This window comes from Phyllobacterium sp. TAF24, from assembly GCF_052113785.1.
Taxonomy (GTDB): domain Bacteria; phylum Pseudomonadota; class Alphaproteobacteria; order Rhizobiales; family Rhizobiaceae; genus Phyllobacterium.
Genome location: NZ_JBFRDN010000004.1, coordinates 17,117 through 35,722, shown reverse-complemented (window position 1 = coordinate 35,722; position 18,606 = coordinate 17,117). Strand labels below are relative to the sequence as shown.

Sequence of the window (18,606 nt, the reverse complement as noted above, 5' to 3'; positions counted from 1 at the left end):
CTCCCGGGATGTCATGCAGGCAATGAAATGAAGATTGCGGATGCCCTCATTACTCTCTTATGTGAGAACATGTGAACGCTTTGACGTTTGCGGATTTTCGGGGAGGACTATGATGAAAAAGCTTCTTTTCACTGCCGCGATCTTTTTTGTGGCCACGGGTAGTGCGCTGTCAGCCGAACGGTTGAGTGTGCTGTGCGGCGCGGATGAACGCTGGTGCGCTGAAATGAAGACGAGTTTTGAAGAAAAGTCCGGTATCCGGGTTGCGATGGTCAGAAAAAGCACTGGCGAGATATTGGCTCAGCTCCGCGCGGAAAAAGATAATCCCAAGGTCGATGTTTGGTGGGGCGGCACTGGAGATTTACAGCTGCAGGCGGCTGAAGAGGATCTGCTGGAAAAGTATGTCTCGCCAAACAAGGCTGATCTCCTGGGCTGGGCCAACAATTTCGAGGAGATATCCAAGGGACGCGCTTCGGGCATTTACGCGGGCGCACTTGGTTTTGCGTATAATGCGGATATCCTGAAGAAGAAGGGATTACCGGCGCCAAGTTGCTGGAAGGATTTGACGAACGCGGCCTATCGCGGTGAAATCCAGATCGCCAATCCCGCTTCTTCAGGCACCGCCTATACCGCACTTGCGACCCTCGTGCAGCTTTTCGGTGAGGACGAAAGCTTCAAATATTTCAAGGCACTCGATGCCAATATCAATAGCTACACCAAATCTGGGTCGGCACCTGTCAAAGCGGCATCACGCGGCGAAACCCTGATTGGCATTGCCTTCATGCATGATGCTGTGACCTTGAAACAGGCGGGTTTTCCGCTGGAGATTGTCGCTCCGTGCGAGGGAACCGGCTATGAAATCGGTGGCGTCAGCATCGTCAAAGGCGCGAGAAATCTCGAAAGCGCAAAAGCCTTTGTTGATTATGCTTTAAGTCCGGAAGGGCAGGCGACAGGGAAGAAATCGGGTCAAAATCAGGTGCCCTCCAATGCCAAATCCGAGGTTCCCGATGGTGCGCCTGACATCTCGTCCCTGAAGCTGATTGACTATGATTTTGCCATTTACGGCGCGTCAGACACACGCAATCGATTACTCTCGCGCTTTGCCACGGAGATCAAGGCCGCAGACTCGCAATAGGCTAATCACCCGGCATCATTGACAACTGTGATCCTCACTGCGGTGAGGCTCCGATTTCAAGACAGACATCATGAATCGCTCACTTCAACTCATCGCAATGTTGGGTCTGGCGGCCTATTGCCTGCTGCCTTGGTACGGCGTTGACTACGGCATATTCGAACTGGACTGGATCGAGGCCGGTGGTCTTCTGTCGGAAGCAGGAGCATCGGGATTGCTTCGCTTGTTCCTGTTCTCCGATGCGGCAATGGCAATTCCGGCAATTGTGCTCCTGTTGCTTGTTGCCGTGGGGTCAACACCCCAGCTGTCGCGCCGCCTAGCCATGTTTTCTATGGCGGCAACGATCTTTGCGTTGTGTGCGATTATCATTCACGCCATGGCAGGCGCTGGCCCGATGCGTTCATTCGGATACGGCTCGACGATTATCCTTACAGTGCTCTTTCTGTCGGCAACCAATCTCTGGTCCCGCCTTGGCAAGGGAAATCGTGATGCATTTGTCGTCTCGTCGATTGCCTTTGTATGCGCGCTGATCCTGCTGTTTGTATTCTATCCGATTGCGCAGATTTTGGTTCAGGCATTTGTCAACAAGCAGGGCACATTCAATGTGCTTGGCGCTCTGCATATTGCAACCGGTGGTGATATCTGGAGCATTGGTTGCCTTGTCGGAAGATCAAGGTGCGGCGTCGCCGTGAATTCGATCATTCTGGGACTTCTCACAGCAACAAGCACGACCATTCTTGGCCTGGCCTTTGCGCTCCTGATGAGCCGCACGCGCTTTCCCGGAAAACCACTTTTGCGCGCGCTGGCTGTTCTGCCGATCATCACCCCACCATTCGTGATTGGCCTTGCCCTGATTCTGCTGTTTGGTCGCGCCGGCTTTGTCACCGATACGATTTCCAACCTTCTGGGGCTGGAAGCCAGCCGCTGGCTGTACGGCCTTTGGGGCATCTGGCTTGGCCAGACACTGGCCTTCACGCCAATCGCATTTCTTGTGCTGACAGGCGTTGTGCAGGGTATCAGTCCCTCGCTCGAGGAAGCATCGCAGACATTGCGCGCCGATCTGTCAGCAACATTGCGCACTGTATCTCTGCCACTGATGAAGCCGGGAATAGCCAATGCATTTCTATTGGCATTCATCGAAAGTTTGGCGGATTTCGGCAACCCCGTGGTGCTTGGCGGGAGCGATAATGTGCTGTCGACGGAGATTTACTTCGCCATTGTCGGCGCTCAAGCCAATATGATGCGCGCGGCCGTTTTGTCACTCATCCTTCTGGCACTCACATTGACTGTCTTCATAATCCAGAAAAGATGGCTCGGGCGTACTGATTTCACGACCATCACAGGCAAGGCCGATAATGGCGCAAACAGCATGTTGTCGCGCGGGCATAAGGTCATTGTCTATGGCCTCACGCTGCCATGGATGCTCTTCACGACCCTCATCTATGTCATGGTTTTCTATGGCAGCGTGGTCAAGCTCTGGGGGCAGGATCACACCCTCACACTGGCTCACTATAAAGAGGCGTTTGAAGTCAGCTGGTCCGATGGGGGTATCTGGTGGAAGGGTGCGGCCTGGGATTCGTTCTGGACAACCATCAGTATTTCCGCCATCGCCGCTCCGCTGACCGCTGGTCTTGGTCTCCTCACAGCGTGGCTTCTGGTAAGGCAGAAATTTGCCGGACGAAGCACATTTGAATTCCTGACAATGCTCAGTTTTGCCGTCCCCGGAACAGTGGTCGGCGTCAGCTATATTCTGGCGTTCAACAACGCACCGATAGAGCTGACGGGCACCGGCACGATATTGGTTCTGTGCTTCATATTCCGTAACATGCCTGTTGGCGTTCGCGGCGGTGTTGCCGCCATGAAACAGCTCGACAACAGTCTGGATGAGGCATCGCTGACGCTGGGTGCGAACAGCTTCAAGACCTTGCGGCATGTTGTACTGCCACTGATGCGTCCGGCTATCGTCTCCGCCATTGCCTATAGCTTCATCCGCGCAATCACCTCGGTCAGTGCGGTGATCTTTCTGGTGGGTGCGGATCACAACATGGCAACGGCCTACATCATTGGGCTGGTTGAGAACGGCAGCTATGGCTTGGCAATTGCCTATTCCACAGTGCTCATCATGGTCATGCTGGTGGTGGTCACAGTTCTTCAAGTCGCATTCGGAAAACGGCGTTTACGCCGGGAAGACAGGATCGGACAGCAACTGTCCCGTCCTGTTGTCGCCTGATTGAACGGAACGAGGATAGAAAATGAAACTGGACACAAATTGGCAAGCCTCCGAACAGACCAGCATCAATCTGAATGATGCGCGCGGCAGCATTGTCTTCAGGAATGTCGTCAAAAAATACGGCACGGTACAGGCCGTCAATGGTCTCGATCTTGATATTGATCGCGGAGAACTGGTGACGCTGCTTGGTCCGAGCGGTTGCGGTAAAACAACAACCTTGCGCATGATTGCCGGGCTGGAATTGCCAAGCACGGGAACGATAGTCATCGGCGGAACGGATGTTTCGAGGCTTCCAGCAACATACCGCAACGTCTCCATGGTGTTCCAGTCCTATGCATTGTTTCCGCATCTAACGGTGCTGGACAATGTGGCCTACGGCTTACGCATGGGTGGATTGAAAACACCATTGGCAAGGGAAAAAGCTGAGGATGCGCTTTCAACTGTCGGACTTGCAGGTTTTGGGGGCCGTCTTCCGAGTGAATTGTCCGGGGGGCAGCAACAACGCGTCGCCCTTGCCCGTGCTATCGTGCTCGAACCTGAGGTTTTGCTGCTTGATGAGCCATTGTCCAATCTGGATGCAAAGCTGAGACGATATGTGCGCGAGGAAATCCGCACACTGCAGCAAAGGATTGGCGTCACAACGGTTTACGTGACGCATGATCAGGAAGAAGCGATGGCGGTGTCTGACCGCATCATCGTCATGGAGCAGGGCAAGATTGCGCAGGCAGGTTCCCCGGCAGACCTTTATCACAGCCCCCAATCGGCGTTCATTGCCAGTTTCATCGGTGAAGCCAATTTGATTTCCTGTATCGCCAGCACGGTTGCGAACGGGGATAGGGTCGCCAAGATCGGTGAGTACAGGTTTACGGTGCCGGGGAGCAATGTATCGGAAGGCCAAGCAACATTGGTCATTCGTCCGGCTGCGATCTCATTTTCAACCAACGCTGATGAAGGCATGCCGAGCATGATCACTTCAGCAGCTTTTCTGGGGGACCGTGTGTTGTACAGCATCGAAACGCCCATCGGACGCCTGTTCTATGTCGAGTACACGTCATCGATCCGGCATCCTGACAGAACCGAGATCAACATCACTCTTGATCCTGCGAAGTTGCATCTTGTTTGAGATGGCCAGTTCCAGACCAGGCATTGAGCTTGAGAATCCGGAGGAAGCGCCGGTGCGGGCGATAAAGCGTGGGACAGCTGTTTTTGAGAGACGTCTGGGCATCTCGCCACAGGCCGCGTTCGGCGAATGGTCCCGTCCTGTTGATCTGCATCTGAGGCGGGACCGAGCCGGAAATCTGTTTTCCTATGTCAGCTTTGACTTTCGTCTAGATAGCGAAACGGTCTTCGGCTTCGGCACCCCTGATGGCAAATGGTACCGTGCAAAAATGCGTTACGAAGAAATCGCCGAGGGCCAGCGCATCACATATGTGCTCACAATAAAACGTCGTCACAGGCTCATCTATCTCAGTACGGTAACGATTTCATTCAGAGAAACGACGGATGGATGCGTGCAGACCTATTCGGAGCAAGGCACAAGTTTCGACGGTGAACCCGTACCGGATCACCTGCAATGGTATGCACAGAGGTTGTTTGGCAAGGGTTTCACGGGCTGAGCGTGAGCAGGGAGCTTTTGTGAGAGGCTCTCCGTAATGTGGAAGTTGTAAGTTTTGTAATCAAAAACCTGCTGGGTTTTTTCACAAAATACTCACAATAATTTATCACATGTTGTATGAGTTGTGATGAGTATCCTGGGCCGGCGTTTCGATGGCCGCAAAGCAGAGCAACTGGGCTTTGCCCGAGACAAAGGTGATTTCATGTTTGGTCCCGACGGTATTTCGTTTGCAAAGTTCTTTCGTGACATTGAAATCCTGCGCCAGAATGCGATTGCCGCCGCGGCAGCTGCCGCAAAACCCACCTATACTGCCAGTAAGGGGCAAACGCCGCAGGTGATTGCCAAGGCGCTGGGGCATACGGATGGCGGACAGGCTATCGCCAAGGCCAATAAGTTGCGCGTCGATCAGGTAATTGAACCGGGCGTTGTTCTCGTCATTCCGAAAATCGAGCCCATTGCTGATCCTGCAGAAACCAATTTCAAAAATGTAGTGGCAACGAAAAAGGATGTTCCGCCTCCCGTTGATCCCAAATTGCTGGCAGCTGATGTGAAGGGCGGAAAAACGATCGAGCAGATTGCCGCGGAACGCAAACTGAAGACTGCGGACGTGACATCAGGGCTGGAGACGGCAGGTCTGCAGATCAAGACCACCGATCCAACCAGCAATAATGGTGATGTCAAAACGACGGAGATCATCGATAAGGCAACCAGCAAGGTCGTCGCCACGCATTATGAAGATTTCCAGCATGGTGGCACCACATCGAAAATTACAGATGCCGATGGCAAAGAAGTAACGCAGAGCCAGTATGGCGATGGCACGAGCAGTCGCACGGTCAACGACCAGAAAAAGGGGGAAACCACCACTCGCGTCGAAGATCCCAAAACCGGCAAGGTTACAGAGACTGTTGTCGATAAGGAAAAGCGGGTCAAGGAAACCACGACCGAGAAGGTTGGCAATGAAACCCGCAAGACTGAAAAGCTTTCGTTCAACGGCTATACGCTGACCACAGCGCCAGATGGTACCGCGACCCTCGTGCGCGAGGCCGATGGCATTCAGATTGCCATAAAACCCAAAACGCCCGAAGCGTCGCTCGCCAGAACCTTGTTTGACGTCAATCCAAACAGCACTGATCCGGCAAAAGCGAAAGAGGGTGCGGTTGTCAAAACCAGCATTGATGCCATGCTGCTGGGGCAGAACTATCAGGAGCTTGATGCGGCGGCCCAAGCCAGGGCAAAAGACACGAAAGCGGCGATTGATAAGTACGGAGCAGGGCAGTCAACGACCCCTGCACAGCCCTTGGCTCCATCCGGCAAGCCCTGGGTTCAGGTTGGCGAACTTTGGGTTGATCCTGAGGTTGCCAAGGCCATGGCTGCGGAAAACACGGCTGGCGCCAAGCTGATCGAGACCTCGGCAAAGATCAAGCAGGCCGACGATCAGTTGAATATCTATGCCCTTGATCCGGCTTATAAGTCAGCGATGAATGGGGCGGCGAAGATTCTCGACAGATCTCTGGCGCCGCACAAATTGAGCTGGGTCAGGCCGGAGGGCACAGGCACTCTTGATGAAGCGCGGCAACAGCTTGCCGCCACCGACAAGCAGGTAACGACATCAAGCACGACCGCGAAAGAATATGCCGAAGCCGAGCGGCTTACGGGCGAGGCAATTACCAAGCAGGGACAATTGCCACCGCCGGTAAGAAAAGACGCTACCGTAGCGACGTCCTCATCATCTCATTACGATCCTGAAACGGCAACGATCGAGTGGAATGCCAAAAATGCCGAAGTGAATGACCTGTTTGCCAAGGCTAATACACATACCGCCAATGGTGACAAAGCCTTTGCTGATTATCTGGTTGGTATGAGACAGGAAAATTTCGCTGCCACAAAACCGGGCACGAAGGAAAATACTGAAGCCAAGCAACTGCTTGATCAGGCACTGTCCCAACAGGACAAGGCGGGAAAAAATGTGGATGCCGCAGGCATCTATGAAAACTATCATAATGCCAACAAGACCGCAGCCGATCTGCAGGTAAAAGGCCAGGGAATAAAGCAGCAGATAATAGCGGAAGACCGCCGGAAGAATCCGGATCGCTATGACTGGAGCATAGAGAACAGCACCTATGGTGGCGATTATCTCGGCAAGATAACGGATCAGAAGGTTGTCGAGGACGCAAAAAACAATCAGCTTTATGTCGAGACAACCTATGAGCATGGTGGCACGAAACGCATCCAGCTCACATTCGCCCGCAGTGACAAGAATGTACGCGGTGAAGTCAAGGACCGCGAGCTGAACAAACAGTGGCAATCGCTTGTCGATGGCCCAGAGGGACAATGCGGTCTGGGTGGTCTCAGGAGCGCTCAAAGCGCGGTTATTACGGGTGGCGACCAAATCAAAAAGCTCCAGATCAATGATCTCGGTCTTCAGATCAAGGATCTGGAAAAAACCATTCCGGAACTGAAAAAAGCCCGCGATGACGCCATTACGAAATATGGTCCAGGTACACCAGACGCACCGGCTGGCAACAAGACCAATGGGCCCAATGTGGTCAATGCCGGTTACACGACGCCGCTCGGCAATGGTACGGAAAATGCTCCGGCGAATGGCGAGTCGGTTCGCATCCAGATGGATGGGCAATGGATGTGGGTGCATCCGGAAGTGGCTAATGCGCAGCTTGCACTGGACACCGCTACGAACCAGAAGCAGTCAGCCGAACGCGCCCGCGACGAGGCCAATGTCGCACGCAATCGCTTGAACTTTGCCTTGACGCAACCGATCAAACTCATGGTCGACGAAGGCTCCGACGATTATGCCAAGAATATGGAATATGCCTATCTTGAAAAGCACAAGGATGAGGCTCTCGGCGAATATCAGCTCAAATTCAATGACCTTAACAAAGCTGGTTACACCAATGATTTCAAATCCATAAAAACCGGAAACGAGCTTGACACCACGGTTGCGAAGGCGTTGGGCCTGAATGCAAGTCAAGACGCCGAAACTCTTGGAAAAATCACCGGGGAAATTCATGACATTGCCGGTGACAACGTCCAGTACAAAATCGTTCCGATGTTCCATGTCAGCGAGGATCAGGGTTCCCAGCAGACGGCGCTTGTTGCGGTAAAAGAAGGCGGCGGCAAGGTTTATTATGTCGACGTAACAGGCAAGCGCTTTGAGAATCTGAAAGATTTTCAGGACAACAATACCCAATTTGGCGAGGGCGGGCGCCTCGTGGTGCCGCGCAGTCTCGACATGCGAAAAGGCCCTGATTCAACTATTCCGCTCGAAGTTGTCAGCGCACGCAATTTCACTGTCGCGGAAAAAATTATCGATCCAGTGGTTGGGACGATCACTACGGTTGCAACAGTTGCATCCTTCATTCCACCGTTTGCGCCGGTTGCTGCGCCCATTGCCATGACCGGCGGTGCCTATCTCGGCGGTCGGGCGATTGCACGGCAGGTCAACCACCTCCAGCATGGCGGCGAATGGGGTGACTCGGAATCCTGGATGAACATGGGATCGGTGGCAAGCTCGTTCATTCCCATGGCAGCCGGCGGATTGCGCACACTCGGCATGTTCCGCGCGGTTGATGACATGTCGGCATTGCAGGCGGCCAGAGGCAGTATCGGCGCCCTCAAGGTGGATTCACCAATGGCTCTGAAAGCCGCCGAATATATGAGCAATGGCGGTAAACTCAATCGCACCGCAAGAGGACTGGACTGGTCATCGCTTAGCATCGGTGTTCCGATGGTGGGCGTATCAGTGCATGATATTGCTTCGGGCAACCTTAAGGGTCTTGATCTTTTCAATACAATTGCCGGCGTTGCCACAGGTGCCGTTGGAACGGGGTTCGGCATACGCGGATTGTTGATGACGCGGCCAAACAAAGGCGCGTCGGAGGAGGGCGGTGCCTCGAACCCGGCATTCATCCAACCAGTGCTTCCGGAACTCAAGACCAATAAATTCAATTCCCAGAGCTTTGATGATGCTCAAGTGGTCAACAATGTAAAAGATTTCGTTGATTTTGCGCAGTCAAAGCAACCACGCAACTTGTCTGCTGCCGGACGCGAAAAGGACTGGGGCGAGCTATGGAGCGATTATCAACGGCATTTGGGCAAAGACCCCAATGCTGGACCACGTCCCGAGCCTTTTGATATCCCCGGATTGGCAAATCCTCTGCATGCGGGAACCGATCCAAACAAAGGTATTGGTCCAATCACCTATAACAAGCCTGAGATCACAGCAGACACTACGCCCGAGCAGATCGGCTCGATGCTGCCGGGTCAGCTTGCGCGGCTTGAGCCGAGAGAGTTCGAAAATTTCACTCCTGTGCAAGCCGAGAGTGTCAGAAAGGCGGCCCGGCAGAGCCTGAGTGACGAGCAGCTGGCAGCGCTCGAAACCGCCAGAAAGCGACGCCCAAGTACATCAGGGCCCAAACAAACGGTGCAGACCGCCGTGGCAAGCAGCGAAAGCACGCCTGTGGGCGTGACAAATGTTGCTGCGCCAGATGGACCTTCCAAACCAGTCATTACGCTGACGACCAAGCCCAAGGAAATTAAGAAGCTGTCTGATGAAGAGATCGCTCTGTTAAGCCCGGAGGATTTGCAAGCTCTACGCAGAAAGCAGGCAAAGGCTGTTAATCCGGATAAATTGGAGACGGACGAACATCTTTCGGCTTTGCTTTATGCCCAGAGGCGGCGCGGCGCAAACGAGAAGAGGCATGAACTTCTTGATGTGATGAGCGAGCGCAGTCCTCCGAAACTAAGAACGGGTTGGATCAAGGGAGGTGTCGCTGGCGCGAATATCGGTGCTGAAGCGCTCAAACGTTCATTGGGGATATCTGAGGTGTCCAACACGCTTGGCGGGCCTTACTCGGCTGTTTTTCTCTCTGTTCGCTCCAATGTTTCAAAATATGCCTGGTGGTCAAACAATCATGGCGTCCAGCGTGCCTTCGGGTATGCCATGGTTGGAAACGAGAAACGCGCGGTCGAGAGAGCCGAGCAGCTGTTGGCACGCGCTGGAACAAAGGGTGCTGCAAAACCATCGGCAGAACAAAAAGAATTCCTTATTGCAACCCTCAAGGAGGTAGCTTCGTTGGGGAAGGCATATCGCGACGCGCGCAATGGCGTCTCAAAAGCGGACCAGCCGATTCTGCCCAAAATTGATACCGACAAATTGAAACATCCCAGCGTCTCAGAAGAGAAGACCCTCAATGCCATGAACAAGCGGGTCAACTACAAGGTTGACAAGAGTGTTGATCCAAATGATGTCGCAACAGCACAGCAGCGAATAGAAGATTTAGGGGCTTTGGACCCGGATAAGTTCGGCCCTGCCTATGATCGGTATTCGCGCACTGAAGATGCCCGCAAAGCCTATGATGATCTTCATGGTTATCTCCTCGACAAGTTCGAGCATGAACAGGGTGAGTTCAAGGGCACAATCGACTGGAAGAGGGCCGAAAAGCTTGTCGGCAGTTCCATGTCTCCCGAAACGCATTTGGGCTTTGCCTTGAAAGCTGGCGCCTTGGCTGCCCCGGCCAATGCGCTTGCGGCAATCATGCTAAGCTCACATTCAAGCCATATGAATATTGCGCAATGGCTTGCTCAGGATACGGGTAACGTTTTGCGCGCACTTCCAGCTGTCCTGATCCAGACGGCCTATCTGAAAGCTGTGCAGAACGCTGCGGATATCAAGATGGACAAAAGTCCAATGACGCCTGAAAAACAGGAAAATATAAAGCAGCTGGACCAGAAAAAAGACGATATGAACAAGGCGAGCGATGAAACCGCCTGGAAATTCAGTCTGCCCGGTTTTGCATTGCTTGGTGGTGTCGCCGCATCAATGCCAGAGGGTGGTTTGAAATCTGCCTTGTACGGTGCGCAGGCTATCGGAGGACTCGCATGGTATGCCGCCCAGCGGCCGCCAAAATGGATGCCGACCTTGCCGGGCCGCGTCAATGAAGGGATGCGTTTTTTCGGGATCGCAACCAGTGTGGCGGTACCATTTTATATATTGATTGACTCCTTCTTTGCCGAGAGCAAGGACAAGAGCAACGATAAATCCAATCTGGACAAGTTGATTGAATTGTCGACTTGGGTATTCAGCGATAAGCAGCCACTGGCTCCCGGCCCCGCGATAAAAAGCACCTTGCCCCCACGGCCGACAACAATAATCCCGCCTTCAACGGCGCCTGTGATTACCCCGACGGCACGCGCAGGACTGAAGCCTATCAACTTCAATATGCCAACAGGATCGGGCAGTGTTGAGGACGAACTGAGTTTTCACCTGCAGCGCGCAAAGGTGATGCTCGACCCAGCCTATGCCGGTACGAGGGAGCGAGCCCAGTACGAAGCGGCCGGACCGAGCAGTTCGGTGTTTGCCTGGGAGAACATGCGCAATTCGGCCGCGGATATGGTGACGCTGCTGGACGTGGATGCCAGAAGGATGGATATACCGCTCTCTGCCTGATCGGATATTTCTGCAACTAACAGGTTCAAGCAGTTTTATCCTGCTTGAACCTTGTTATCAGGAACGGGCGGGCAGTTCGCATAGATAATCTCACGGGTTTTCTGGTCATCAGCAAACCACAATTCGGCCCGCGGGGATGATATTGTGACATCCTGAGGCAAACCGGGGACGGTCTGTATTGTGAAGAACGACAAAGGACCAAACCGGCTGTTGAAGCGCAATACGAGATGCGTATCCACCGCTTCGCTCACACGGGATTGGGTCGAGATGTTGAAACGCTTCCATAGGCTTTTTTCAAAACGATCGATCCGAGGGCGTAAATCCGGTGTTACCCATTCCTCCACGCGAAGCTGGTTCAGGAACGCCAGAGCCACACAGACCGGGTCCAGCAATTGTGACAGCATGCCGTCATCGGCAGTCAGGCAATCGATCATGTCAATGTGCGCTGCAGCCCCGCCCAAGCGGTTCATATAGTCAGGCATCAGTTCGCTACATAACCACTTCCCGCCATGGTTGATTTCCATGATGTGCCATTCTGGACAGAATATATGCGCAGGCATTGGACTATGCGCTTCGATTGCACCGCGCATGCCTCTCAAAGAAGGCGATTTCATTACCTGTGTATAGTGCAGCGCGGTATATCCGGCTAAGAGCAGCATCGCGTTTGTTACAGAAACCGGCGCATTGAGTTCGGTCAACCATTTGGTCAATAGAGCCTGGCTCGGCCGGGAGCGGTCCCTTTCTATAAAGCTCACATGTCGCTGTGAAATTCCCAGACGCAGTGCCAATTCCAATTGTGTAACATTGCTGGTGACGCGTAGTCGCCTCAGTTTATCGCCTAAGTTCATAATGATGTCCCCTGCGATTAGTCATTCAGATGCCATTGCTCACAACGCTGTTCTGGATCGAAGGTGGTGCAACCGATGAAACGCCTTATTTTCCCCATCGTTTGAGAGATATGACTTTTTGTGAACGGTCCCATGCACCGGAAGCATTGGCTTATTAACTAATATGTTTTATGTTAATCTCAAACACTTGGGGTAGCTGGTATATCGAAATGTCGAACGCGAAAGTACTAATTAACACACAATCACTCACAATCGAGCTTGAAGGGGAAGATGAATTCGTCAGAACCTATCTCGACAAGCTTATGCCTATTTTGGAGCGATCAAAATTCGGCGAAGACGGTCATGCTGACGGCGAGGCTGGCTTGCAGGAAAATCTGCGGGCGGTTGCCTCTGCAAAATCTGTCGGCACAGCCGGAGCCCGAAAGCGCGTAAGATCGACCATGGCCTCAGGCGGCTCTTGCCGCGAACGTGTTAAAAAGATTCGTGAAGACGGTTTCTTTGATAAGCCGCATGGCATCGGCGAAATCGTTAAAGCATTGAACGATCATGGCTATCCACACAGCATCAATCAGGTTGGTGCAGCACTGTCGACGATGTTTGGCCGTAATGAAATCGAACGCAGCAAGGTCGACAAGAAGTATTCCTATTTCTGGAGTTCGAGCCAGATCAAGGCTGCCTGATATAATTTGAGCAGACGTTTGCTTAGTAAAGCATCCAAGTTTCGACCGGGTTCAAACGCACACTGAACCCGGTTGTTCTGTTATTCCAGTGTCATATCTATATCTTTTAACGCCTATGCACATGCTGAAGGCGTATATGTGTATTCCATAATAATTGTGATTCGAGAGCGCATGCAGCATTTGCACGGCTGCAACAGCAATCTTTCATATTCAAAAAAATTGAACGTGTATCATTTCATGACAGTTTTATGGTTGAATACGTTCAAAGATGTCTCACAAATGTTAAGAGAAATTGTTTTGACCTAGACGTGGAGCAACACTATCGTCTAATGGCCAAATCGTTTTGGAGAGTTTGTCTGGAATTTTTGTTCTCTTGAAAAATGTATCTCACACATAACCTCGCAGGTAATCGCCAAACGGTAACTGCGATGTCATGTTGCCCCTCCCAAAAGGGTGCCACCCTACGAATTAGGTGGCATTCCTCGTTGCAGTCACCCTGAAACAGGATCCCAGCCAAATGCGGTCACTTGCCCGAGAATGGATAGACGAAATTCTATTGAGGACACCTTTTGCACGCAGTCTTGGAATCATGTTCCTTTCTGCTCATGGTGATACGGTAAAGATGAGACTCCCGGTTCAGGGAGATGTAACCCAAATACCAAACAATGTTCATAGCGGTGCAATTGCTGCCTTGATCGAAGTTGCCGGATCGGCGGCGGCGGTATTGGGGGCAGGGAATCTTTCTATCGCCGGTTGCGCGACAACACAGCTGAACATCACGTTTCTATCGCTGGGTGATAGCCGCTATCTTGATGCTAACGCGACCATAGTGCATCGCACGGGCACTCAGGCTGTTGTGGATGTAACCATAACAAGTGATGACGGCCGTCCGATTGCCAAAGCCACAACCGTTTGCCGTATCTTCGAAAAACGCGCCGTGGTACCTGCACCGCCGGTCTCGTTTTTCAGGCCCTTCGTCGTCAAGAACTCGGCTGATCAACAAAACGCCCGGTAGAGCTTCTGCATCTATCGCGTGTTCTCAGGCTTGATCTCAAAAAAAGTGTCGACGTTTTGACGTAACCGGCCAAGCTCGGTTTGCATCTGCGGGATAAGAAAAACGGCGTATAGTGCGATCAGCAGCGCAAATATCAGGTTCTTGACTGCCATTGACAGATCGAAAACATGAAGCTGCGGCGCCATGCGCGAGAGAAAGGCCAACATCAGATCCGCGATCAGTAGGGCGAGGACGATGGGCCCAATCTGAACGAGCGCCATCTGCATCATGCCATTCACGGTTCCGATAAAAAGCGGCAAGGTCGCCCCTGTGAGAACAGGCACGAAGTCGGTCACGGGCCATATCCGATAACTGTTATAGAAACTGTCGAGCAGGACCAGAAAACCACCCGACGAAAAGAACAGAACAATCACAGCAAGAGCAAAGAATGTTCCAGTGATACTGGTTTCTGTTACCGCTTGCGGGTCGAGAAGCTGAGCGGCGGTGGACCCGCGTTGCAAATCGATGAGATCACCGGCAATTTCTGCCGCCCAGAACGGAATGCTGAACAGGAAGCCGATGGCAAAACCGATGACGAATTCCTTGAGCATCATCGCGCCCAACCACGGGATGGTCATTGGAGGCCGGCTGGCGAGAGTCCGCATCACTTCAGGAATAACCGGCACGCAAATGGCCAGCGCAACACCGGATCGTATTGGCCCTGTGATGCCTAGCCGTACAAATATGGGTGAGATAGTCATAAGGCCAAAACCGCGCGCCATCGCAATCGACGTCGCCAGAAGTATGGCGTAGCCAGCTTCGAACAATGGCAGCGTGATCATCTGCTGTTCCATCAGCGCACTCAACGCGTCATGGCGGGGAACTCATCAAGCACGCGGCTGGCCAGGGACGTGACCTGCACCCCGAGCGCTGGACCAGCCAAGATCAGAACCAGCATGACCGCCACGAGTTTAACCGTTTGCGGCAGCGTCTGATCCTGAATTTGCGTCAATGCCTGAAGCAAGCCGACGCTGATGCCAATGACGATAGCCACGATCAATGCCGGCGCTGAAACCATGAGAACGGTGAGCAGCGCAGTTTGCATCTGTGCGAGAAAGGCAGTCTGCATATTTTCACCTGTAACTGAGAATGAGTCCGTGCATGAGCCGCGACCAGCCATCGACGGAAACGAAAAGGAATATCTTGAGCGGGATGGAGATCAGGGTGGGGGACACCATCATCATACCCATTGCCATGAGAACATTTGACACGATGAGGTCGATGACCAGAAAGGGGATGTAAAGCAGGAACCCGATCTGGAACGCGCGGGACAATTCCGAGCTTACAAATGAGGGTACAAGAACGACCAGATCGTCAGGCTTTACGTTCGCCCGTGCTTCCTCCGACCAGATGCCTTCGGTGGATTGCAGGAAGAACTGTCGCTCGCTGTCTGTGGAATAACGCGCCAGATGTTCCTGCAGGGGGCCGCGCACAACATTGGCGGCGCGGGTTATGCCCTCAACATTGCTGAGATCAATCGATTGCGTTTCCGCTGCCCGGTAAATATTTCCCACCAGCGGCGCCGTGACATAGACGGTCAGGATAAGTGCAATGCCATACAGCACCAGATTGGGTGGCGATTGCTGGATGCCCAGCGCGTTGCGCACGAGAAAAAGGACAATAGAGATTTTAAGAAAACCGGTCATTGTCACAATGGCGAGAGGAATGAATCCAATCGACGTAACGAGCAGCAGAATTGGTAGGATATTGCCCTGAAGGTCAGTCATTTGCGCCGAGCTGCAAGATGCGAACGCCGAGGCCTTCACCCAGCCGTACAATGTCGCCCCGGCCGATCTTGCTGCCATTGGCGAGGATTGAGACCGCTCCCTCGCTGATCGCTGCTACGGGCACAATGCTGCCTTCGGCAAGCTCCTTCACTTCGCGCAGCGACATATCAGTGCGCGCGAGTTCGAATATGACGCGAACAGAAAGATTTTCGATTGTCCCTTCGTCCATTGCCGTTCCCCTTTCAACGAAAATTTCATTGTCATCTGGCCGCGAGATTGTGGCCGTGCTCCAGCCGCTGGTCAGCATGACCCCTTGTTCCGATTGGATGCAGCGGGCCTGAAGCTGGCCTGCACAAAGTGCGTATAGCTCCCCCGGTGTGCCGCCCTCGCTCATGATTGTATCACCCGGCCGCAGGGCGGAGATTTCTGCCACACTCAAGGTCTGGGCGCCTGCCAACAACTGGATGGGAACCGGCAGGTCGTTCAAATCGAGTGGTGCGCGCGAGGAGAATCCATCCCAGGCCCTGCTGATGAGTTTGCTTGCCTCTGAATTCACTCCAAGCCGTACAATTCCTTCGAATGAAGAAAATGCGACATTAAGATCAAGCTTGATGTCCGCCGCATGCAGATTTGCATCCGCAACGAACTGTATTGGCTTCAACACGGCGGCTTCAAACGGAGAAAGCAGGTCTTCAAGAACTGCTTCGATCAGAATCGACTGCTGAAGGCTCGACAGTCCATGGAACGAGCCCGGTTTGCACAGTCCACCCATCAACTGTTCGACAAGGCTTCCGGGCAAATCCAGTTGAAAATTCCAGATTCCTGCGGAAACAACAAAGCTGCGCGCCGTATCACTCGTTACCCAAGGCCGGCCCGATAGCCCGACGGATAGTGGTCTGCCACGCACTTCAGTCATTAGCGGCTGACGGCGCCGATAAAGTGCGTTGTGTGCGAGCAACGCTGCGGGCGAAACAGCCGGAAACGGCTGGTGCTCAACCGTCAGATCTGGCTGTTGTGCTGTGTTTCTTTTGCTGCGCGGCATGATCAGGCCCGCCCTGCGTTAAGAGGAGAGCTGTGGAAATCGTCGCGATCCTCATCTTCCATTTCTGCCCGTAAAAGGGCCTCCGCGCTCATCTCCTGCTGAAATGCCGCCTCCAATTGTTCGAGCGATTTCTGCCGGGCAAGATAGTCCGCTGACCTTTTTTCAAGGTCGACCCGCATTTGATCGAGATAGGCGCTTGCCCGCGAATGGGCATTGGCGCTCGCGGCAAGTTGGCGGTCTATGTCCTGAATGTCCTGGTGATATCGTTCAAGCGTCGCCTGACTGACCGTATTACCTGTCATATTGCGCCTGTTTTCATCATCGCGCGCATTCAACTCTGCTGTGAGTTCGAGCATATTGTTATGAGCCTTGAGCTTCTGCGATTCAGCGTCGTTGACATGTCTCTGTTGGACGGACAGAGCATTGATGGCGATCTGCAGGCGCATTTTTCGCAACCGGACAAGTTTTTCAAATCTTTGCCGGTTTTTCAATTTGCAAGCTCCCACATCCTGTCCAAGGTGTCATTGAACGTCGAATGCTCGTGGCTTTCCTGCCGCAGGAAATTGGTAATGGCCTGATGTTTTTCAACGGCCTTATCCGTGACCGGGTCTGATCCTGCCTTATATTCATTGACGCGAAGCAGCAGTTCAACTTCTTCGTAACGAGCCATCATTTCACGAATTGCTGTAGCGCTGGCCTTGTGCGTTTCACCAGCAACAGCGTCCATCAATCGGCTGCGGCTGCGCAAAATATCGATTGCGGGAAAATGGTTTTTCTCAGCCAGTTGGCTGCTCAATGATATGTGGCCATCGAGAATGGCTTTCACCTCTTCCGCAACCGGGTCGAGTGTCTCATCGCCTTCGGTCAGCACCGTATAAAGTCCGGTGATCGATCCGCCAACGCCAGGCCCTGAACGTTCCAGCAGGCGGGGAAGGGCGGCGAACAGTGATGGAGGATAGGCGCGTCTCGTGCCCGGTTCGCCCGCGGCAAGCCCGATTTCGCGCTGTGCCCGTGCAAAACGTGTAACGCTGTCCATGAGCAGCAGCACGTCTTTGCCTTCATCGCGAAAATATTCAGCGATGGCGGTAGCGCAATGCGCAGCCTTGACGCGCTCGATGGCGGGCCGGTCGGATGTGGCAACGACGGTGACCGCACGTTTTCTGCCCTCGACACCCAACTGAACATCAATAAATTCGCGCACTTCTCTGCCACGTTCGCCAATCAGTGCAATGACCACGACATCAGCCTTTGTCCCCCTGACGATGCTTGATATCAGGGACGATTTCCCGGCACCCGGCGCACCAAAAATACCGATGCGTTGACCGCGTGCGACCGTCAAAAGTCCGTCTATCGCCCGTATTCCGAGTTGCAGCGGATCGCGAACCAGATCCCGATGCAGGGCATTCACCGGCTCAGCGAGGGTTGGATAGAGCGCTAGAATGTCTGCATCTGCTTCGGGGTCGTGGCTGTTGTCGCTGACGATCTCGCCAAGCGCATTGACCACACAGCCCAACAGGCCGGGTCCGACAGGCACCTGCATGATGCTACCGGTAGGGATGACCTCGGCACGCGTGGACATGCCCGCCATATCGCCAATGGGACTGAGAACGGCCTCATCATTATCGAAACCGATGACCTCGGCGGGAATGGTTCGACCGGATACGGGATCACGTATCTCGCATAATTCGCCAATCCGTACCATTGGCAATGACGCATGGATGATGACACCCGTTATCCGGCGCACGCGTCCGTGAACCTGCAGCGGATGCGCACCGATCGCTGCCTTCTGAAAGCGGTTCATGAGTCGGCTGAGATCAC

General features: G+C 53.3%; 14 protein-coding genes. 7 read left to right on the top strand and 7 right to left on the bottom strand.

Going from position 1 to position 18,606, the window contains the following annotated elements:
- Positions 1–112: 112 nt before the first annotated feature.
- From AB4Y96_RS05000 to AB4Y96_RS04980, 5 genes are all read left to right on the top strand, one after another.
- Entirely contained in the window at positions 113–1,132 is a 1,020-nt protein-coding gene (locus AB4Y96_RS05000) for an ABC transporter substrate-binding protein (protein ID WP_091882447.1), read from the top strand.
- A 70-nt stretch (positions 1,133–1,202) separates the two neighbouring features.
- Positions 1,203–3,359: an ABC transporter permease gene (locus AB4Y96_RS04995; RefSeq protein WP_441916090.1), complete on the top strand. Its 2,157-nt coding sequence runs from the start codon at positions 1,203–1,205 to the stop codon at positions 3,357–3,359.
- Between the two features lie 22 nt (positions 3,360–3,381).
- The gene (locus AB4Y96_RS04990; RefSeq protein ID WP_441916088.1) at positions 3,382–4,482 is read left to right on the top strand and encodes an ABC transporter ATP-binding protein; all 1,101 of its coding nucleotides are present in this window, start codon (positions 3,382–3,384) and stop codon (positions 4,480–4,482) included.
- Between the two features lies 1 nt (position 4,483).
- Positions 4,484–4,975 carry an SRPBCC domain-containing protein gene (locus AB4Y96_RS04985; RefSeq protein ID WP_441916087.1) on the top strand — a complete coding sequence of 164 codons (492 nt, stop codon included), beginning with the start codon at positions 4,484–4,486 and terminating at the stop codon, positions 4,973–4,975.
- 126 nt (positions 4,976–5,101) lie between these two features.
- Positions 5,102–11,437: a DUF4781 domain-containing protein gene (locus tag AB4Y96_RS04980; RefSeq protein WP_441916085.1), complete on the top strand. Its 6,336-nt coding sequence runs from the start codon at positions 5,102–5,104 to the stop codon at positions 11,435–11,437.
- Between the two features lie 35 nt (positions 11,438–11,472).
- Here the strand turns inward: AB4Y96_RS04980 and AB4Y96_RS04975 are convergent, their stop codons facing one another.
- Positions 11,473–12,285, bottom strand: a complete 813-nt coding sequence (locus tag AB4Y96_RS04975; protein WP_441916083.1) for a helix-turn-helix domain-containing protein — start codon at positions 12,283–12,285, stop codon at positions 11,473–11,475.
- A gap of 209 nt (positions 12,286–12,494) precedes the next feature.
- On the opposite strand from AB4Y96_RS04975, the gene AB4Y96_RS04970 reads away from it, so the two are divergent.
- Both AB4Y96_RS04970 and AB4Y96_RS04965 read left to right on the top strand, forming a co-directional pair.
- Positions 12,495–12,965, top strand: a complete 471-nt coding sequence (locus tag AB4Y96_RS04970; protein WP_441916081.1) for a hypothetical protein — start codon at positions 12,495–12,497, stop codon at positions 12,963–12,965.
- 517 nt (positions 12,966–13,482) lie between these two features.
- Positions 13,483–13,980: a PaaI family thioesterase gene (locus AB4Y96_RS04965; protein ID WP_091882428.1), complete on the top strand. Its 498-nt coding sequence runs from the start codon at positions 13,483–13,485 to the stop codon at positions 13,978–13,980.
- An 11-nt stretch (positions 13,981–13,991) separates the two neighbouring features.
- On the opposite strand, the gene sctT is transcribed toward AB4Y96_RS04965, so the two are convergent.
- The 6 genes from sctT to AB4Y96_RS04935 are packed head-to-tail and all read right to left on the bottom strand — an operon-like array spanning position 13,992 to position 18,589.
- Positions 13,992–14,813 carry a type III secretion system export apparatus subunit SctT gene (gene sctT / locus AB4Y96_RS04960; protein WP_091882426.1) on the bottom strand — a complete coding sequence of 274 codons (822 nt, stop codon included), beginning with the start codon at positions 14,811–14,813 and terminating at the stop codon, positions 13,992–13,994.
- Positions 14,814–14,821: 8 nt separating this feature from the next.
- Positions 14,822–15,088 carry a type III secretion system export apparatus subunit SctS gene (gene sctS, locus AB4Y96_RS04955; protein WP_091882423.1) on the bottom strand — a complete coding sequence of 89 codons (267 nt, stop codon included), beginning with the start codon at positions 15,086–15,088 and terminating at the stop codon, positions 14,822–14,824.
- Between the two features lie 4 nt (positions 15,089–15,092).
- Complete coding sequence (gene sctR / locus AB4Y96_RS04950) at positions 15,093–15,746, bottom strand: type III secretion system export apparatus subunit SctR (RefSeq protein ID WP_091882420.1); 654 nt, start codon at positions 15,744–15,746, stop codon at positions 15,093–15,095.
- The gene (locus tag AB4Y96_RS04945; RefSeq protein WP_441916079.1) at positions 15,739–16,788 is read right to left on the bottom strand and encodes a FliM/FliN family flagellar motor switch protein; all 1,050 of its coding nucleotides are present in this window, start codon (positions 16,786–16,788) and stop codon (positions 15,739–15,741) included. The genes sctR and AB4Y96_RS04945 overlap by 8 nt, the downstream gene beginning before the upstream one ends.
- Positions 16,789–16,790: 2 nt before the next feature.
- Complete coding sequence (locus AB4Y96_RS04940; protein ID WP_441916077.1) at positions 16,791–17,234, bottom strand: hypothetical protein; 444 nt, start codon at positions 17,232–17,234, stop codon at positions 16,791–16,793.
- Between the two features lie 41 nt (positions 17,235–17,275).
- Positions 17,276–18,589, bottom strand: coding sequence for a FliI/YscN family ATPase (locus AB4Y96_RS04935; RefSeq protein ID WP_441916076.1), 1,314 nt, complete (start codon positions 18,587–18,589; stop codon positions 17,276–17,278).
- Between the last annotated feature and the right edge of the window lie 17 nt (positions 18,590–18,606).